The following is a 19,977-nucleotide window of genomic DNA, read 5'->3' as shown; positions in this document are numbered from 1 at the left end:
CTCACTTAAACATACCACTTAACTGGCCAATATCTGTGATTGATTATCTTTCATGATTTGTAGGCACAGTATGGCTGTCTATAAATTTTTAAGTGATGAGCACACAGACAATTCAGTTGGTTAAGTTATATCTCCATAACTTTTATACTTTTAGGTGTTTTGCCGTTATATACAAATCATATTGATCAAAATTACATATAACCACACGATTGATTGCAATCATTAAATTGTATTGGCAGTCTTTTTTGTGGTCACTATCACCCAAGGACCATCACCATCATGAGTGCCTCCAAAAAAGTTGGCTTTTTTAATCAAGTTAGTACCCAAGTGACTACTATTTTATTTATTGCTTTTGCAATCGTACTCGCAGTTGTCGTCTATGTTGTTGATAAAGAAGGCTATGAAAAAATCCGTCTTGAATCAGCAAAGCTGGTGGCGGAACGTGGTAATACGGCAGTCAATAGCATCTCTGCTGATATCAATCGAGTGATGCGTAGTGCGTTACTGCTACAACAGAGCGCTCAAACGTTGCCGCCAGAAGAAGCGATTTTACAAGCCAGTACTGCCAATGCCTTTGATAAGCGTGATTATAGCCTGTTGGGTAGTGGTGGTATTTGGCCTGATAATGGGGCACTTGGGGCAAACACCGCCACCCATCCTTTCTTGATGGTACGTCAAAATGGTGACTATCAAGCGGTGTTGAGCGACCCAAATCCAGCTAACCCTTATTATCAAGAAGATTGGTTTAGTGTCTTGAAGCTGCTCAAACCTGAGAGCTGTATCTGGAACCATGTCCGCGCCAGCCAAACCAAAGGCGAGCTTGCGATGAGCTGCGGCGTCGCTATTGAGCGTGACAATCAGTTTTGGGGTGCCAGTACCGTCAACTTCACCCTTAACCAGCTACAAGAAAACATCGTGAAGTTAAGCGAAAGCTCGGGCTCAGGCTATATTTTATTATTGGATAACAGTGATAAAGTTATCGCGTCCTCTAACCCTGAACGCTTAAGCTATATTGACGAAGAAACCGGTACGCCGCTTGATATCAAACAAGTCATTAACTCAGACCCTGCTTGGCAACCGGTGCTTGATTTCTTAGATGTCCAACGTAATGAGACCATCGAGCAAGTTGCTGCTAACGTCTCACCGCAAATCCAACAAGTATTGACCACGCTTGATAAAGCAGAAACCGGTACGGCAAAGGGTTATTATCTCGTCAACTACGCCGCTTATCTAAATAACGGTGAGAACAAGCAGAACGCCATGGACAGTCGCTTGTTACAGAGCTTTGCGCTGGCGAAAGACAGCTACTACAACGGTAGTCAAGCGTACGTTTTTGAGATTCCTGAAACCTACTGGAAGCTTATCGTTGTCCAGCCTGATGCTGAAATTAACGCCATCGCCGATAATCTTAGTGAAAACTTGATTAACTGGATTGCATTGGCGCTACTCATCACAGCAGGCGTGATTTATTTTATGTTGACTTTCTTAGCCTTCAAACCGCTAAAAGAAACCACTGATAAAATCTCGCAAGCGGAAAACCTGATTAACGACAAGCAATACAATAAGCTGAGCGAAGTTAAATTTTCTGAAGGTCGAAACGAGATTGGACTGGTAAACGGCTCTATTAATGATCTATTAGATCGAATCCAATCTAACGAAGGTAAGCTTGCCAATATCAACCAACAGTTAGAGATTAAAGTTGAAGAACGTACTGCTGAGCTACAAGACACGCTAAAAGAGCTGAAAAACTCCCAGCTGCAATTGATTCGGTCAGAAAAAATGGCCACTCTAGGTCAAATGGTGGCAGGCGTCGCCCATGAAGTGAATACACCCTTGTCTTATGTGCAAAACAATTTAGAAATTATCGGTCAGTTGACGGAGCAATACGAAGAGCTGATTGAACTGGTACAAGGATTAAAAGGCGTTAAGTCTGAGGCAGCATCTGATGGCAAAATTGACAAGTTACTAGCAGATATTGTCCGTGCGTCTGATGAAATCCAAGAAGACGACCTATCATCTGAGCTAAAAGAGCTGATTAAAGATTCACTCTTTGGCGTTGAGCAAATCACGGAAATGGTGTTAAATCTACGTAACTTTGCCCGTCTTGATGAATCAAAAGTAAAAACCATCGATGTGCGCGAATGTATTGAAGCCTCGCTCAAAATCGCTGGTAACTCTATCAGACATCAAGAGATTGTCACTGATTTTGCGCCCACGCCTGAAGTAAAATGCTCACCGTCGCAAATTAACCAAGTATTGGTGAACTTGCTCAATAACGCCGCGCAAGCCATGGGAGAAAAACCGGATGGCAAAATCGAAGTGCGCACGCACGCCGATGATAGCAATGTTTATATCGATGTCAGTGATAACGGTAAAGGCATGAGCCCAGAAATCCTTAATCAAATATTCGAGCCGTTTTTTACGACCAAAGGCGCAGGCGAAGGTACAGGACTTGGTATGGCTATCAGTCAGCAGATTATGGAGCAACATAATGGTGATATCAAAGTTGTATCTACAGAAGGCATGGGCACCACTTTTACCTTAACGCTACCGATTAATAATGACTTAACAGAGCAAAGCCTAGTTGCGTAAGCGCTGGGTCAACTGCCCTGTTAAGTAGAACATATTTAGATATTTAACGACAATTATTATTCATCATAAGGATATCATCATGAATGAATCTGAAAATACGCCCAATGCCGTTGAGCTAGGGTCTGAATCAAAGCCAAAATTGGCCTTTATTGACGACGAACAACGCATTTTACGGTCTATGAAACTGCTGTTTCGTAAGACCCATGACGTCTTTATCACCACCGACCCGACTGAGTATATCGACTATATTAAAAACAATCATGTACACGTCGCGGTCAGTGACCAACGTATGCCTGAGCGAGTCGGTGTGGATCTCCTACGCGAAGTGAAAGACATCTCTCCGTCTACCATGCGCATTTTATTGACAGGTTATGCCGATTTAAATGCCATTATTGGCTCTATTAACGATGGTGAGATTTATCGTTATTTAACCAAGCCGTGCAAATCTGAAGAGCTACTCGCCGTCATTGGCCGCGCCACCGAAATCGCCTTGACCTATAATCCAGACGAAGATGCCGACCAATTTGATAGCTCAGGTAATAAGCAAACACTGTTGGTGATCGATGAGACCAACGAGCTGATTGAGCAGATACGCAAGCAGTTCTCTAACAGCTATAAAGTACTGCACGCTGAGGGCTTAGAAGAGGCTTATGATTATCTGGCGAACGAAGATATCGGTGTTTGTATCACTGATATTAATGTCAGCGGCGAAAATATCGCCCCGATTATCTTTACCTTAAAACAAGATGCGCCGCACTTGGTGGTCTTGGTACAGACTGAATTCCAAGATGCAGGCTTGCTGATTGATTTGATTAATAAAGGTCAAGTCTATCGCTGCTTACCGAAGCCAATGCGCGCCAGCCTACTTGAGATTAGTGTCAATCGTGCATTCCAACACCATACAAAACTGAAAGCCAGTCCAGAGTTGGTGAAGCGTTATGAAGTCGAACATGACCCTGAAAACGATGTGCGCATTGATTTAAGCAGTCGCGTACGTAGCCTTATCGGCAAATTGCGCAAACGTTTCTCTTTATAAGCGTAAAAATGACATAAGCACAAAAACAACATAAGCACAAAAACTCCTGTCGCAAAAATTAAAACCTCTATTTCAATATTGAAGTAGAGGTTTTTTACTTTGCGTTTTTTGACTAAAATCACCAACGTGCTACATTAAGCCGATAATCATGCAAACCCATTTAAAATAACAATGAGATAAGGAATAGCCATGCAAGCGGTTTTTTTAGATAAAGGTACGTTTTCTGATGGCGTCGACTTGCCAGCACCAACAGGCATCAGTGACTATGTGACTTATGATGACACGCCAAAAGACAATGAGGTCATTTTAGCGCGCTGCAAAGACGCTGATATTATCATCACCAATAAAGTCCAAATTGACGCTGACGTAATAAGCAAACTCCCCAACCTGAAGCTTATCCAGCTGACAGCGACCGGTATGAATAACGTCGACCAAGAGGCTTGTGTTGAGCATAATGTCGCGCTATATAACGTCGCAGGTTACGCGGTTAAAAGCGTGCCTGAGCATACCTTTATGCTCATGCTGACGGCTATGCGTGCCGGTATTTATTATCATCAAAAAGTCGCTGACGGCACATGGCAGGCAAACGGTAATTTTTGCCTGCTGGATATTCCGTTGATAGATTTGGAAAATAAAACGCTAGGGATTATTGGGGTCGGCACTATCGGCAAACGCGTCACCGAGATTGCCCGTGCTTTTGGCATGAGCGTATTGTGGACGGAACATCAAGGACGGGCACCACGTAATAACGACTATACCGCGTTTGATGAGGTGCTTGCCCGCGCTGATGTGTTGAGCTTGCATTGCCCATTAAACGCGCAAACCCAACATCTCATTAATAAAGACACCTTGGCAAAAATGACCAAGCAACCACTTATCGTCAATGTGGCTCGCGGCGGCGTTGTCGATAGCCAAGCACTGACCGATGCCATCAATAATGAGCAAATCATCGGCTATGCCAGCGACGTGTTTGAACAAGAGCCGATTGTCAAAGACGACCCTTTATTGACCCTTGCTAATCATCCACGCGTCATATTTAGTCCGCACAATGCATGGGGCAGCAAGAGTGCGCAAGAAACTTTATGGCAAATGCTAAGCAACAAAGTCACTGACTTTATTGATAGCCACCAAAATGCTAACGGCTAAAACGTAACCAGTCATCTTTTATTTTACGGTGTTTGAGCATAATGCGGTCGCTGACATAATTATTCGTCACATGCCAAGGGTAGCGATCGCCCTGCTTGGGCAACTCGTCCTGAGCTCGCTTAATATAACCCGCCGATAGTGCACCCATCACCGTATCTGACTGAACTTGTACCTTTTCACGCTTGGTCTCAGCTTGTGGCACAGCGACCTGATAACGATGGGTCTGCATATAATCAAGTAGCCGTACGATATACTGAGAGGCTAAGTCTACCTTTAAAGTCCACGAAGCATTGATATAACCAAACATCACGGCCATGTTGGGCACATCCTCAACTAGGACTGCTTTGTAGGTCATACGTGCACCCACTTTGACTGGCTGACCATCAATATACAATGACGCGCCGCCGAGCATTTGCAGCTTTAATCCCGTTGCGGTGACAATAATATCAGCATCGAGATGTTTACCCGACTCAAGCATGATGCCCGTTTGAGTAAAGTGGCTGATTTGGTCAGTGACCACCCCTGCTCTTTTGCTGTGCAAGGTATTGAATAAGTCACCATCTGGCACCGCACAGAGTCGCTCGTCCCATGGATTGTACGCAGGAACAAAATGATCAACATCGACACCACTACCTTTTAATTCTCTTTTCACGCCATAGGTTAATAGCGCTTTTAATACTTTCGGTGCGTGGGCAGCAAACTGATAAACGCCTTGCTGTCTTAAGACGTTACGCGCCCGCAATAGCGTATAAGCTTGCTGTTTTGATAAAGGCGAAAATTTAGCAGATAGCCACTCAAGCGCATAATCATCGCCAGGTACGCTTGCCACATAAGTCGGCGAACGTTGCAACATCGTGACGTGCTGCACGCATTGACCATCGTCTTCGTTGACCATCGCAGGCAACAACGTCATCGCTGTGGCACCGCTACCAATAATGACCACTTTTTTATCATGATAATCAACGTTGTGCCAATGCTGCGGATGGACGATTTGACCTTGGAAATCTTCTTCCTTTTCAAAATGCGGTTGATAACCCTGCTCATAGTCATAATAGCCGGTTGCCCCGACGACGAAGTTTGCGGTCAACGTAGACACCTCACCGCTCATATGATTTTTGATCGTGGCTGACCACTGTTGATCACGGCTTGACCATGACAGCTGCTGCACCTCATGCTGATAGCGAATATGTTCAGTAATGCCAAATTCACGTGCCGTATCAGCGATATAACTCTTAATGTCCTCACCTGCTGCCAGCATTCGATGATCCAACCACGGTCTAAAACTATAGCCAAAGGTCAAGGCATCAGAGTCAGAGCGAATACCAGGATACGTGAATAAATCCCAAGTACCACCTAGATCCGAGCGCTTTTCTAATACGATAAATGGTGGCGTTTTTGCCTGCTTACTCACTTTCTTTTTTGACTTGCGTTGTTGTAATTGACAGGCCATCCCGATACCGGCAAGCCCTGCACCAACGATAAGCACATCACAATCTACTGGCGGCGCTGCTGGTGATTTTTTGTGTTTAAAGCGCTTCTTGATGGCTTGTCTGGTCGCTGTGATATTAAGCATAATTTTATCCCTATAGTTAGCTTACTTATTTTTTATCCCATAACACAATATTGGTAATAATGTTTAAACAACCTATAGCGCAAAGCAGACGCCTTAAAAAGGGCTGGGACTCTCCCAGTCCATCCACGCGCCTAGTACCGGATGTTTGAGACGCAGTTGCTGCGCATGCAAATTGAGCCGTGGCGCAATTGTCAACGCATTCCCTTCAGCATAAATAGGATCGCCTATCATGACGTGACCGACGTGCACCATATGGACGCGCAACTGATGGCTACGACCGGTGACTGGCTTTAGCATCACTCGCGTGACCGTTTGACCATTGCAGTCTTCATGCGCAAGCACTTCATACAAGGTTAGCGCGTGCTTTGACCAGTCGTGGTCAACGATGTGGCGCGGTTTGGTGCTTGGCTCATAGCGTACTGGCACTGAAATTTTGCCTTTTGCACCCACGCTCTCCCATGCGCCAAAAACCCGTGCTTGATACTTTTTTTGTGGCAGACGTTCAATGAACTGTTTACTGATATTGGTTTGCGCAGCGGCATTTTTTGCAAAAATCAATAAACCAGAGGTATCCATATCCAGTCGGTGAATCAATTTAACCGCAGGATTGGCACGCTCAAGGCGCGAAAGCAAACTCACCTTTAGCGTTTTGCCATCGACACTCAGCAGTCCGGCTGGCTTATCGACCACCCAGATATCGTCATCCTCGTAAACGGTAACGTCTTTCGCGAACGCTTTGAAAAACTCAAGCGGATAGGCACTTTCTTGGGCGTTAAGGGTTAGGATTTTTTCATCAGTAAAAGGCATAAAAGAAGCTACTTATATTGTTGAACTTGAGAATAAATACTGTCGTGCATTAAAAATGCTAAATCGAAGATTGCATCTAAACTGATCTATCGACATAAGGTTTTTGGCTAAAAGTTGAGATTGAACCAGACCGTGAGAATCATGTTCGAGCACAGAGCTAAAACGACAGTAGATGGCAAAGGTGACAGGTAAAACAGTACTTGTGTCGTTATGTGTTGATTTATTGTGCTAATCGTAATTGTTGAGCAATTTAACCGGCCTGTATCTGTCAAATCTGGGCAAACATGTTAATATAATGGCACATTTTCACCACTTCTTAACGCTTCTTTAGCTACTGACCAATCTATTATTAAACCAATATGCATGTCGATGAGTAGCGATAGAAATAATAAAACAAGAGAGAAAAACTATGTCAGACCTTATTGTTAACACCACCGATGCAAATTTTGACCAAGACGTCCTACAATCAGATGTACCAGTATTGGTAGATTTTTGGGCAACGTGGTGTGGTCCTTGTAAAGCAATTGCCCCTATTCTAGAAGATCTAGCATCTGAGTATCAAGGCAAAGTCAAAATCGTCAAAGTTGATGTGGACAACAACCCACAAGCAGCCAGCCGTTTTGGTATTCGTAACATCCCAACGCTATTTGTATTCAAAGATGGCGAAAAAGTTGACTCAGTAATGGGTTTACAACCAAAAGCTGAATTGGCTAAAGTAATAGATAAACATCTATAAGTGATACTGCTGGTTTTAACTCATTTAAATATTAGCAAATGCACAGAAAGCCAGATTAATCGAAAAAGCCATTATCTTGTATAGGTAATGGCTTTTTTGCTTGTTTTTTATGCAAAAAGCGCAATTATATGACTTTTTTAGCAAAAATTATTGACAATGCCATTATGAAAACCGTATAGTCTGCTGACAAGAGAAAACTAACGGTTTTCCTAAGTATCTTGTCGCTATTCTCCTCGTGTTTATCAACAAAAACACAATCGTCATTATAAACACCATTACTGAACGAAATGACTAAACACAATTACTGATACTGAGTTTTTGACGCAGACTCTTATGTGGCCTTCTTTATCTTCATTTCTTATGACCTTGCAGCAAAACCCGCAACGCGTACGTAAGCTGACACATAAAATTTTTACTACATAAATCCAGCTCTGTGCCCACACCCTCTATCGCCCTACAATCGTTGTTTTAATCAATATCGTGATTCGTGCTGCTAATGGCATCTCTCATCTGACCAATTGCTAATGACCTATCTATGAATCTAACTGAATTAAAGAAAAACTCAATCGCCGAGCTATTGGCCATCGCCAAAGAAATGGGTCTTGATAATATGGCGCGTAGCCGTAAACAAGACATCATCTTTGCTATCCTAAAAACCCATGCTCGTAACGGTGAAGCCATCTACGGTGATGGTGTACTTGAGGTTCTCCCTGATGGTTTTGGTTTTTTACGCTCATCAGAAGGCTCTTATTTAGCAGGCCCTGATGATATCTATGTCAGCCCCAGCCAAATTCGTCGCTTTAGCCTAAAGACTGGCGATAGTATCGCTGGTACCATTCGCCCGCCAAAAGATTCTGAGCGTTATTTTGCGCTATTGAAAGTAGGTGAAATCAACTTTGATACCCCAGATCGCTCACGTCATAAGCTTATCTTCGAGAACTTGACGCCCCTATTCCCAACTGAGCAATTAAAGCTTGAGCTAGGTAACGGTACTACTGAGGATTTGACTGGTCGTATTATCGATCTGATTGCTCCGATTGGTAAAGGTCAGCGCTCTATTATCGTCGCACCGCCAAAAGCGGGTAAAACGATGTTGCTACAGACCATTGCCCAATCCATCACTCGTAACAATCCTGAGTGCTATCTAATCGTGCTACTGATCGATGAACGTCCAGAAGAAGTCACCGAGATGGTACGTACGGTACGCGGTGAAGTGGTTGCTTCGACCTTTGATGAGCCACCTCAGCGCCATGTACAGGTTGCCGAAATGGTCATCGAGAAAGCCAAGCGTCTGGTCGAGCACAAGCAAGACGTGGTTATCCTATTGGATTCTATTACTCGTCTCGCCCGTGCCTACAACACCGTCATTCCTTCATCGGGTAAAGTATTGACTGGTGGTCTGGATGCCAATGCACTGGAACGTCCAAAACGTTTCTTCGGTGCCGCACGTAATGTTGAAGAAGGTGGTAGCTTAACGATTATTGCCAGCGCCCTTATCGATACTGGTAGTAAGATGGACAGCGTTATCTTTGAAGAATTTAAAGGTACCGGTAACCAAGAGATTACGCTTGAGCGTGATTTGGCTGAAAAACGTGTCTTCCCTGCGATCAATATCAAAAAATCTGGTACTCGCCGCGAAGAGCGCCTGCTTGATGAAGATAAATTGCGCAAAGTTTGGATTTTACGTAAATTGCTACAGCCGATGGATGGCGTACAAGCCACTGAATTCTTATTGGATCGCTTAAAAGAAGCTAAGACCAATGATGAATTCTTTGAGCAAATGAAGCGTAAATCACAAAACTAATTTCCGATTATCTTGTCAGATGTATTTAGCTTTGATTCAATATTAAGACCACCAATAGGTGGTCTTTTTTATTTACAAGACTAGGGCGTGTCCTCAATTCAATCGATGAATATCTAAATGGGCTAAAAATGACTAAACTTCGTCAAACAGCTGGGTAATATCAAGATATTAACTGCGCTATTTTCCTTGTTTGACTGCAATTTATCTCATTTCTATCACCATTTTTAAAGTGAGGACACGCCCTAAAATATCCATTATCTAATGATTAGAAATTTGCTATTCAATATAAGCTGTAGGTACTGCCTATGACACAGTGTGGCAACATCGCTTACATCGTGTTTGCAAAGATTAGCGTTTTTACTACGACTATATGATTAGCAACCGACTATCATGATAGATAGTAGGAATATATTTGAAAATAATCTGGACGCCTTCTTTTAAGGATCTGGTATTTTAAACTTGATGAATCTATAGGTAATCATATGAAATTTGCTAAAACAATCGTAATGACGGCAATCACTAGTTCTGCTCTTATCATGAGTGGTTGTGCTAACACTGGATATACCAGTGGCTTAAGCAACACGACTAAAGGTGCTGCTGCTGGCGCTGCTGCTGGTGCACTTATCAAAAGTGGCGGCGATAGCAAAGACATCGCTCGTGGCGCACTTGGTGGTGCTGCAATAGGCGGTGCTGGTGCTTATATTTTAAATAACAGCAGATAATCTCTAATTAGGTTAACTGCTTTTATTCTGTATACACATAACTCTGCCTAGAATGTTTTAAGATAAAAAAAGCCTGCAATCAATTGCAGGCTTTTTTGTGTTTAGCATTTGGTCTATTGGTCAAAAGCCAGTGCGTCTATAACGCCCCACTAAAGGTATCACAGGTCTGCACATTGCCGCTCTCCAAACCACGAGTGAACCATTGAACACGCTGTTGACTGGTACCATGGGTAAAGTTATCAGGGACTACCGCGCCTCCACTCGCACGCGCCAAACGATCATCACCAATTTGGCTGGCTGCATTGATGGCTTCATCTATATCGCCCGCTTCTAAGAACTGGACACGTTCTTGATTACGCTGCGCCCATACACCCGCGAAGCAATCAGCTTGTAGCTCTTGTAATACGGAGAGCTTATTGGCTTCTGCACGCGTCACTTGCTGACGAGCTTCATTAACCTGTTGGCTAATACCCAATAGCGTCTGCACATGATGACCAACTTCATGCGAGATCACATAAGCTTGCGCAAAATCTCCCGCTTTTCCTTGGTTTTCGCTATTACCTGATCCTTGTTGATCACCTGTAATACCAAGGTTTTGCCGCATTTCTACAAAGAAAGAAGTATCTAGATAGACCGTCTGGTCTCCTGGACAATAGAATGGACCCGTTGCAGAGCTGGCACTACCGCAAGCCGAGCTGACTTGTCCATTAAAGAGTATCAATGACGGCTCTTGATAAGTACTACCACCTTCATTAAATATTTGATGCCACACTTCTTCTGTGTCGGCTAGCACTACTTTTACAAACTGCGTATCACGATCGTCACTGGTCGCCGGCTCGGTTGAAGTATTGCTACCGCCACCTGCTACTACTTGGCCCGTTTGTAAAGCGGTCATAGGGTTAACGCCAAATACTAACCACAAAATACCCGCGATAATAATACCACCAATACCACCGCCAATCATTTTGCCACCACCGCTACTCGTGCGTACGTTGGAGCTACCTCGTCTGCCTTGCCATTTCATATTCTTACTCCCGAAACATACGATACACCCTGCCATGCGCATGGGTAGTTATTTATATTGTTTAGTTGTTGACTCGATTTGCTATTAATCATGCTTAATAGATGTCTCACCTACCCGCTGTTTTTCTAGTCTTTGACTATCCTTCCATTCTAATAAGCAATTAACCTGTTACCTGCTTTATTTAGTAAAACTTGTTTAATAGAATCTATTTAAGAGGCAACGCCACACCATAATGTTCGCCAATTGGTTACGAAAATGGCTCGATTTGCATTAATTATACGTCGATTAATTGAGGTTGTTGTATTAAAAATTATATTAGATGAGCTATGTAAAATACTTTTTACAATTTTATTGTTACTCAATTGTACAGGGTCTTTTCATTTGAAAAGAAAACATATAGAATGCGTGGAAGCTGAGTAGCTGTGACTAAGACTAGTTGAATTCTGAGACATCTCGGACATTCAACCTTTGCTGCTGCTACTGCTCATTTCATTTTCCCGGAGAAAACCTTATGAAACTTAAATTACTTGCTCTAGCTGGTATCATGACTGCAACTATGGGCCTAACTGCCTGTGACAGCAACAAAGAAAACGCTGCTGAAGATTTATCTGACGCGCAAGAAGAAGTGCAAGACGCTTCAGAAGAGCTAAACGAAGCTGCTGCTGAAGGCGAAATGACTGCTGATGCTGACGCTGCTGTTGCCGGCGCTGAAGCTGATATCGCTGATGCACAAGCTGCAACTGCTACTGACGAAATGGACGCTGAAGTTCCTGTAGACGGTACTACTACTAGCGTAGATATGGCTAGCGAAACTGATACTGCTGTTGCAGCATCTGACGAAGTTGTTGTTGAAGAACCAGCTCAGTAATTTTATCGTATCCAACGATAGATATACTGTAGTAAAAAAAAGAGAGCCTATGCTCTCTTTTTTTATGCCTATTATTTAATATATTTGATAACGGGCTAGAAGATTTAATGCTTGTTGTCACACTTTGCATTGACAGCTATAGACAACGCACACTGATCCTGAAAAATCATCGCGACATTATAAGATCTTTCACTGGTCAGAATTTTATAGAGATGAGTGACAGCTATTCATCGAATAGACGCTCATCAACTTGTTGACGAAATTTTTGCCCCGTTTTAAAGGTGACCACACGGCGTGCTGATACAGCCACGGGCTCCCCTGTCTTAGGGTTGCGTCCTGGACGGCTGCTTTTATCTTTAAGCTCAAAGTTGCCAAAGCCTGAAAGCTTGACCTCGTTGCCATCAATCAAACTCTCTGACAACTCATCAAAAAAATTCTCTACCAAACAGCGGCCTTCTTGGCGTGTCAGGTTAAGATGACTCATCAAATGCTCAATCATGTCAGATTTGGTTAAGGTGCTCACAGTACGACTCCTATGCTATGTCGTGATGTCGAATATCATGGTTTAGCGGTATGAGGGTTAAGCTTAGTTAGTATAAAGGTTTTTTGTTATTCTTTTAATAAAGTCTGAATTAAAATCCTTTGATAATAACCACTTAACTTTTTTTATAAAATTTTATCTAAGATAACAATCTTTATAAATAGCAATGCTCTATAGCCTCATAACGAGAAAGGCTACAGAGCATAGGCTATTATGAATGTTATGTGTTAGCTGTCACGCAGTTTTGCAGCATGTTGCTCAGTTAGTGCTTGTACTACCTTGTCAGTCGCTGTTTTCACAGCTTCATCAGACAAGGTCTGCGATCTATCCTGCCATATCAATGCAAATGCCAGTGAACGCTGACCTGCTGGTACTTTATCACCTTGGTAAACATCGAATAACCATAGATCAGTCAATAGCTCACCTGCGGCAGCACGAATCGTCGATTCTAATGCCTGTAAACTGATCTCGCTATCTATTAAGATGGCAATATCACGGCGTACTTGTGGGAATTTACTTGGCGTGGTAATAGCCTGCTGTTCACGAGCCAGCGTTAGCAAAGGTGCAAGGGACAATTGTGCAACCCAAGTAGCCGGTAAGTCTAGCTGTTTGGCCGTATTAGGATGCAATTGACCAAGCCAACCGACATACGCATCATCGATATATAATTTGGCGCTTTGACCCGGATGTAAGAAGGCAAGCTCACTACGCTCGTAGCGGATACGCATGCTATCGATTTGCGCTGGTAGCAGTTGCTCGATATCGTGCTTAAGGTCATAAAAGTCTAGCGCACGGTTTTGATAAGCTTGCTCATCCCAAATATCACCGACTGCGACCAGGGCAATACTTGGCGTTTGTACCAAATCGCTAATACTTTGACCAACAAAGCTCAGACCTGTTTCAAAGAAACGTACGCGTGGCTGCTGACGATTGAGATTGTATTGTACACAAGGCAATAAACTTGATAGCAAAGTACGGCGCATCACTGCTAAATCACTAGAGATAGGATTGGCTAGTGCTAATACTTCTCCTAATGCTTCATCATCAAGTAATGCTTCTATTTTTGCATCACTAAAGCTAAAGCTGATCGCTTCCATATAGCCATTATCGACCAGTGCTAGCTTCATCTCGTGCGTCAAGTCTGCCGTATCATCATAATCCATGCTTACCTGCAAATGTGGCAGGACGCTTGGAATATTGTCATAGCCATAGATACGAGCGATTTCTTCGATGAGATCTTCTTTGATACTCATATCAAAACGATAAGAAGGCGGCGTGCAGATAAGGCTATCCGCTTGCTGCTCTACCTCAAACCCTAATTGGGTTAAGATACGTACCATGACTGCTGGCGCTATCTCAATACCGATAACATCACGAACTTTAGTGATTGGCAAAGTAATTGGTGCACGGGCTGGCAAGTGCTCACTACTTTCAGCTTTTACGATAGGGCCTGCTTGACCGCCAGTAACGCTAGTAATCAAATCAACAGCACGCGCCAGTGCCAGCGCTGGTAATTCAAAATCTACCCCACGCTCAAAGCGTTGTGAGGCATCAGTGTGCAAACCAAAACGGCGTGCACGTGCAGCAATAGCAAGCTGACCAAAGAAAGCGCTTTCTACAATAATATTAGTCGTGCTATCAGTCACACTACTACGCTGACCACCCATGATACCAGCAAGCGCAAGAGCGCCTTTATCATCAGCTATCACCAACTCATCGCCCGTTAAGGTAATGGTTTGCTCATTCAGCAAGGTAATGGTCTCAGCAGGCTGTGCCAAACGAACCACGATATCACCAACAATGGTATCGGCGTCAAAAGCATGTAGCGGTTGACCCAATTCCATCAATACATAATTGGTCACATCAACCAAAAAGTTGTGCGAGCGTAGTCCTGATTGAACCAACGCATCTTGCATCCACTTTGGCGTATCGATACTACGATCAATATTGCTGATTGATTGTAATAAATAACGCGGGCACGCTTCAATTGCACTGACCGTTACCGCTGGCGTAGCAGTATCAGTACCGTTATCAGCAACCGCTACATTGGTAGGAATCTCAGGCAGCTGCATTGGCAAGTCGTTAATGACTGATATTTCACGCGCAATACCACGGACACTAAAACAATCACCACGGTTTGGTGTGATAGAGATATCCAGTATTTGGTTATCTAGACCTAAATATTCACGGATATCTGTACCAATCGGTGCATCAGCTGGTAGCTCAAGAAGACCATCAATGCTATCGGTTAAATCAATTTCAGAAGCACCGCAGAGCATACCGTTAGAGTCGACACCGCGTAGGTTGCCATTTTTAATTTTAAAGCCTTTCTTGTCATCGCTTGGGAGCACTGCCCCAACGGTCGCAACAGGTGCTTTCATACCGACGGTGACATTAGGCGCACCGCATACGATTTGTAGCAGCTCAGCTTCACCGATATTTACCTGCGTAACTCGCAGTTTATCAGCATCTGGATGTTGCTCGACGCTGACGACTTCACCGACGACCACACCACTAAAGGCACGGGCGACCGCATAGCGATCATCAATCTCTAGCCCTGCCATAGTGAGTTGTTCGGCCAACTGCTCACTGGTATTGTTGGGGTTTACCCATTGACGTAGCCACTGCTCACTAATTTTCATAAATATCTCGGATCAGAATTTTATAATAAAGATTTTAGAATAAAGGGTGACGTATTAACCTGTTATATCAACGAGGGAAACGCTAGCCAAACTGTTTTAAGAAGCGTACGTCGTTTTGGAAAAACAGGCGCAAATCATCAATACCATAATAGAGCATCGCAAAGCGCTCAATACCCATACCAAAGGCAAAGCCCGTATATTTTTCGGCATCAATACCGCAGTTGGTCAGCACTTGTGGATGCACCATACCGCAGCCCATGACTTCAAGCCATTTGCCATTGTCATCTAAGATATCAACTTCAGCAGAAGGCTCAGTAAATGGGAAAAATGACGGACGGAAACGAACGGTTAATTCTTTGGCAAAGAAAGCTTCTAAGAACTCACTAATCAAGCCTTTTAGCTCAGCAAAGGTACTCGACTCAGTAACCATAAGCCCTTCTAACTGATGAAACATCGGCGAATGGGTTTGGTCCGAGTCATTACGATAGACGCGACCGGGACAAATAATACGAATCGGTGGCTCATTTTTTTCCATGGTGCGAATTTGCACTGGACTGGTGTGCGTACGCAATAAATAATGCGCATCAAAGTAAAATGTATCGTGCATCGCGCGTGCAGGATGATGCGATGGGATATTTAGTGCTTCAAAGTTATAGTAATCGCTCTCAACTTCAGGGCCTGTGGCGACGTTAAAACCTGCTTGTATAAAATACTGCTGCATACGCTGGGTAATCATGGTCACTGGATGCAAATGGCCTTTTTGACCACCGCGAGCAGGCAATGTAATATCAATGCTCTCGCTTGCAAGCTTGGCATTTAATGCCGCGACTTCCAGCTGCTGCTGCTGATTGGTCAACGATTCTTGAATACGGCTCCGCACTTGATGTAACCAGCCACCGTAAGTTTTTTTATCGTCGCTGCTGAGCTTACCCATCTGCTTCGACCAGCCGGTTAATGGGCTCTTTTTGCCAGTCAATTGCACACGCAACTCTTGCAGCACACGCGCATCAGTTACTTGTAATATTAAAGATTCAGCAGCACTGGCAAATTCAGTTAGCTGAGCTTCATTTAGCTCATTGAGCTCTGAAGACAAAGTCGGTAGCGCCGACAAATCGTTGGTGGCAACAGGGGTAGTCATAAGACGCATCATTCCTGATTTAAACAGACTATTAATTGTAGGGATTTGACCAAATATTGCAAACCATTTACCCAGTTACTTTTATTTAGTTATTCGTATTTAGTTATTCGTATTTAGCTACTTTCAATTAGTTGCTCGTAATTAGTTATTTTTAATTAACTACTTTTGTTTCGCTAATTGTACCTAACTACTTTCGAATAACAAAAAATAAATACCAGTTATATGAATGGCTTGAATATTTAGACGATTAAATGTGCAATATCGCGAAAAGCACAAGAAGCTTAAGCATTAATAAAATTAGTCGTAAAATAATTTAATATAAAAAAAGCCACCGACCAGCGGTAGCTTTTATTAATATCGACCTATTAATCAATATTAGTCCTATTCGTTTAGATGCTTAATCAGATAAGCGTTATATCTACTTAATATCTAAAGGATAGTTAATATTTATGCTAGTTCCGCTTTTGCTTTTTCAACCAATGCTGTGAAAGTCGCTGCATCATGCATAGCGATGTCAGCAAGTACGCGACGATCGATTGAGATGTTGGCTTTTTTCATACCATTGATAAAGCGGCTATAGCTTAAGCCGTTTAAGCGTGCACCAGCATTGATACGTGCAATCCAAAGACGACGGAAGGTACGTTTTTTGTTGCGACGGTCACGATAAGCATATTGACCAGCTTTGGTCACTGCTTGTACCGCTACGCGGTAAACACGTGAACGGGCACCGTAGTAGCCTTTTGCGCGCTTTAAGATTTTTTTGTGACGACGATTCGCCTGTACACCACGTTTTACACGGGCCATAAATTACTCCAAGATATTGTTAATCATTATTAAACGAATCACGATGTCATCAAATAGTAGACATCGTTATCAAATTGCAAGGTCAAATATTTTTAACTAAGTAGCTATGAATTAAACAGCTCTTGATTAAATACATATGACGATAGGCTATTAGATGTATGGGCACATACGACGAACTGCTGCTTCGTCAGACTTGTCCACCATCTTAAGACCGCGCAACTGGCGAATACGCTTAGCTGATTTCTTGGTCAAGATATGGCTTTTGTTTGCTTGCTTACGCTTGAAGCCGTTTGCTGTTTTTTTGAAGCGTTTAGCTGCACCGCTTCTGGTTTTCATCTTAACTTTCATGATGATTTGCCTCTTTGTCTTTAATAGAACCTGGTCGTCAAATAGTTAGAATGAATAGTGGCTTTAAAAACAACCACTAGACCTCTATTTGCCTCGAGGTGGGAGGCGCTATTTTAGCAGATAGTGTGCTATTTTGCCAAGTAAAGTTTCAGCCCTCTTCTAATAGACAATTCATGCTTGTCATTCGTCTTAACAAAAGTACATTTCCTAGCCGTTTTAATCGTCATAAAGACCTCTCTTTTTTAGCTATCATTAATTTATAAGATATGAATAAGATAAAATAGCGCTAATAATCATGCAGCCACGATCAATTATTTACCATAAACCAGACACAAGGGTTCAGCGCTCTTTGCCTCATTTCATATTTGTTGCTGGATAAAAACTTATGTCAGGTACTATTGAATAGTGTTCGATAGCACCATACATTATTGAAATCTCTATAAAGCTTCATAAACCACGAATTTTTTTGTAAATAGATTGAATCTCGGTTTAAGCTGTGCTTAAGTAGAGACTGAGCGTCGCTACATTTTAAGTGCCAATAAACAATGCCAATTACTGCATCTACTTACCGTAGATCATACGATGCATGTTTATTTTTAACTATTCGGCTAGCTTGCCAATTGCTCAACAGAACAACTGATTATGGACAATCACTCTAGGAGACGACGTTGTCAAACCAAGAACTAAACTTTGATGACGGAATATTTGTGTTTGAAACGGTGATGCGGGTGCGCAATACCGAAATTGATATGGGTCAGCATTTAGCACTGCAATCATTGACAGCCCTACTGACTGAAGCAATGCAGCGCTTTTTATACTCTAAAGGGATTAAAGAGATCAATGCCGATCATCAAGGCTTGATTATTAATAAGCTACAGCTGAGCATTTTTAGCTGTGTACGGGCGCGTGAAGAGCTTTTGTTTGAGGTCGGCGTTGAGCCATTATGTGATAATGGTGGCAATATTGTGTTTAAAGCCATGCGTATGCACAATGGCGAAATAGTGGCAAAGGCAAGGCAGCATTTTGTCAATTATGATTTTCGCCTAAATAAAATAACCACGCTAGATAGCACGATTAAGAAAGCCTTATACCCGCATTTATTCGAGCTTTAACTTTTCTTATACCATTCACAAAAATTAGAGTAGCAAGGAAAACGAGTGTAAGTGCTACGCATTGTAGACTAAACGAGTTTGACACCGCTAATCGTACTTTTTGGGCTTGGTAGTACTAACCAATTACTTACCACTTTCTAATTATAAGACGATAGACAGATTATGACTTTACCTGCTTGGCTGACTGCCATAAAGTTTAACGCTGATGGTTTGATTCCTGCGATTGCTCAAGATCACGAGTCAGGGCGCATTTTGATGATGGCCTGGATGAATGCTGAAGCACTTCAATTAACAGCACAAACAAAAACTGCCGTGTATTTTTCACGTTCACGTGCCAAGCTATGGCATAAGGGCGAATCATCAGGGCATACTCAGACTGTCCATGATATTCGCTTAGATTGTGATGCTGATGTGATTGTGTTGAGTGTGACTCAGGCTGGTGGTATCGCCTGTCATACTGGTCGCGAGTCTTGCTTTTACCAGCGTTTGGATTTGTCTGGGCAGACCCCTGAATGGCAAACCGTCGATAAAGTACTAAAAGACCCAGCAGATATTTATCAATCTTCTGAAGCTTCTGGCGCTACTTCTCACAGCCATAATACTGATACAAATGATGCTATGAATGCGGATAGTACGAATAACGCAGTTGAAGATCATAATACCGCAACAGGTAACACCTCCATTTTACAGCAACTTGATAACGTATTGGCAGAGCGCAAACAAGCGGATGCCGACAGCTCTTATGTGGCAAGCTTATATGCAAAAGGGTTGAATAAAATCCTAGAAAAAGTGGGCGAAGAAAGCACAGAAAGCATTATCGCTGCCAAAGACTTTGCCAATTGCGATGAGAAAACTAACAAAGCACAATATGACGAGGCTCGTCATGAGCTCATTTATGAGGTTGCCGATGTCTGGTTTCATACATTGGTGGGGCTAGCATGGTTCGATATAGAGTCGGATGCTGTGTTAAACGAGCTGGGTCGTCGCTTTGGGCTATCAGGCATCGACGAAAAGGCCTCGCGATAAATTGTGACACTGAAAAGTTAATCCAGTAACGATAACGGGCGAAGTCGTAAAACAAATC

The 19,977-nt window shown here is 42.9% G+C and carries 17 protein-coding genes; 9 read left to right on the top strand and 8 right to left on the bottom strand.

Going from position 1 to position 19,977, the window contains the following annotated elements; translation table 11 throughout:
* Window positions 1–279 precede the first annotated feature (279 nt).
* The 3 genes from JMY08_RS02915 to JMY08_RS02905 all read left to right on the top strand — a co-directional run bounded on the left by JMY08_RS02915 (window position 280) and on the right by JMY08_RS02905 (window position 4,774).
* Entirely contained in the window at window positions 280–2,592 is a 2,313-nt protein-coding gene (locus JMY08_RS02915) for a sensor histidine kinase (RefSeq protein ID WP_201590100.1), read from the top strand.
* A gap of 79 nt (window positions 2,593–2,671) precedes the next feature.
* On the top strand, window positions 2,672–3,628 hold the full coding sequence (locus JMY08_RS02910; RefSeq protein ID WP_201590097.1) for a response regulator: 957 nt from the start codon (window positions 2,672–2,674) through the stop codon (window positions 3,626–3,628).
* A 189-nt stretch (window positions 3,629–3,817) separates the two neighbouring features.
* Entirely contained in the window at window positions 3,818–4,774 is a 957-nt protein-coding gene (locus tag JMY08_RS02905) for a D-2-hydroxyacid dehydrogenase (RefSeq protein ID WP_201590094.1), read from the top strand.
* On the opposite strand, the gene JMY08_RS02900 is transcribed toward JMY08_RS02905, so the two are convergent.
* Window positions 4,764–6,347, bottom strand: a complete 1,584-nt coding sequence (locus JMY08_RS02900; RefSeq protein ID WP_201590092.1) for a flavin-containing monooxygenase — start codon at window positions 6,345–6,347, stop codon at window positions 4,764–4,766. The two genes, JMY08_RS02905 and JMY08_RS02900, sit on opposite strands and share 11 nt — an antisense overlap.
* A 93-nt stretch (window positions 6,348–6,440) precedes the next feature.
* Window positions 6,441–7,154 (bottom strand): RluA family pseudouridine synthase, encoded by a 714-nt coding sequence (locus JMY08_RS02895; protein ID WP_201590090.1) that lies wholly within the window; start codon window positions 7,152–7,154, stop codon window positions 6,441–6,443.
* A 409-nt stretch (window positions 7,155–7,563) separates the two neighbouring features.
* Between JMY08_RS02895 and trxA the strand changes: the two genes are divergently transcribed.
* The 3 genes from trxA (at window position 7,564) to JMY08_RS02880 (ending at window position 10,416) form a co-directional block, all read left to right on the top strand.
* A complete protein-coding gene (gene trxA, locus JMY08_RS02890; protein ID WP_201590087.1) occupies window positions 7,564–7,890 on the top strand; it encodes a thioredoxin in 327 nt (108 codons plus the stop codon).
* 535 nt (window positions 7,891–8,425) lie between these two features.
* Window positions 8,426–9,694: a transcription termination factor Rho gene (gene rho, locus JMY08_RS02885; RefSeq protein ID WP_010197854.1), complete on the top strand. Its 1,269-nt coding sequence runs from the start codon at window positions 8,426–8,428 to the stop codon at window positions 9,692–9,694.
* A gap of 482 nt (window positions 9,695–10,176) precedes the next feature.
* Complete coding sequence (locus JMY08_RS02880; RefSeq protein ID WP_010197855.1) at window positions 10,177–10,416, top strand: hypothetical protein; 240 nt, start codon at window positions 10,177–10,179, stop codon at window positions 10,414–10,416.
* A gap of 136 nt (window positions 10,417–10,552) precedes the next feature.
* On the opposite strand, the gene JMY08_RS02875 is transcribed toward JMY08_RS02880, so the two are convergent.
* Complete coding sequence (locus JMY08_RS02875; RefSeq protein WP_194620913.1) at window positions 10,553–11,440, bottom strand: neutral zinc metallopeptidase; 888 nt, start codon at window positions 11,438–11,440, stop codon at window positions 10,553–10,555.
* A 511-nt stretch (window positions 11,441–11,951) separates the two neighbouring features.
* On the opposite strand from JMY08_RS02875, the gene JMY08_RS02870 reads away from it, so the two are divergent.
* A complete protein-coding gene (locus tag JMY08_RS02870) occupies window positions 11,952–12,308 on the top strand; it encodes a hypothetical protein (protein ID WP_189586073.1) in 357 nt (118 codons plus the stop codon).
* A gap of 223 nt (window positions 12,309–12,531) precedes the next feature.
* On the opposite strand, the gene JMY08_RS02865 is transcribed toward JMY08_RS02870, so the two are convergent.
* The 5 genes from JMY08_RS02865 to rpmI all read right to left on the bottom strand — a co-directional run bounded on the left by JMY08_RS02865 (window position 12,532) and on the right by rpmI (window position 17,781).
* Window positions 12,532–12,831 (bottom strand): integration host factor subunit alpha, encoded by a 300-nt coding sequence (locus JMY08_RS02865; RefSeq protein ID WP_010197859.1) that lies wholly within the window; start codon window positions 12,829–12,831, stop codon window positions 12,532–12,534.
* Window positions 12,832–13,076: 245 nt separating this feature from the next.
* Complete coding sequence (gene pheT / locus JMY08_RS02860; RefSeq protein WP_201590085.1) at window positions 13,077–15,491, bottom strand: phenylalanine--tRNA ligase subunit beta; 2,415 nt, start codon at window positions 15,489–15,491, stop codon at window positions 13,077–13,079.
* 82 nt (window positions 15,492–15,573) lie between these two features.
* Window positions 15,574–16,629 carry a phenylalanine--tRNA ligase subunit alpha gene (pheS, locus tag JMY08_RS02855; RefSeq protein ID WP_201590082.1) on the bottom strand — a complete coding sequence of 352 codons (1,056 nt, stop codon included), beginning with the start codon at window positions 16,627–16,629 and terminating at the stop codon, window positions 15,574–15,576.
* Window positions 16,630–17,076: 447 nt separating this feature from the next.
* Window positions 17,077–17,433, bottom strand: coding sequence for a 50S ribosomal protein L20 (gene rplT, locus JMY08_RS02850; protein ID WP_010197865.1), 357 nt, complete (start codon window positions 17,431–17,433; stop codon window positions 17,077–17,079).
* 150 nt (window positions 17,434–17,583) lie between these two features.
* Window positions 17,584–17,781, bottom strand: coding sequence for a 50S ribosomal protein L35 (rpmI, locus tag JMY08_RS02845; protein WP_010197866.1), 198 nt, complete (start codon window positions 17,779–17,781; stop codon window positions 17,584–17,586).
* A 668-nt stretch (window positions 17,782–18,449) separates the two neighbouring features.
* On the opposite strand from rpmI, the gene JMY08_RS02840 reads away from it, so the two are divergent.
* A complete protein-coding gene (locus JMY08_RS02840) occupies window positions 18,450–18,893 on the top strand; it encodes a thioesterase family protein (protein WP_189586064.1) in 444 nt (147 codons plus the stop codon).
* 162 nt (window positions 18,894–19,055) lie between these two features.
* Entirely contained in the window at window positions 19,056–19,919 is an 864-nt protein-coding gene (gene hisI, locus JMY08_RS02835; RefSeq protein WP_189586061.1) for a phosphoribosyl-AMP cyclohydrolase, read from the top strand.
* Window positions 19,920–19,977 lie beyond the last annotated feature (58 nt).

It is taken from the genome of Psychrobacter sp. Pi2-51 (assembly GCF_904846665.1).
GTDB classification, from domain to species: Bacteria; Pseudomonadota; Gammaproteobacteria; order Pseudomonadales; family Moraxellaceae; genus Psychrobacter; species Psychrobacter glaciei.
Note: the sequence above shows the minus strand (reverse complement) of the source record. Positions and strands in the feature narration are given on the sequence as shown.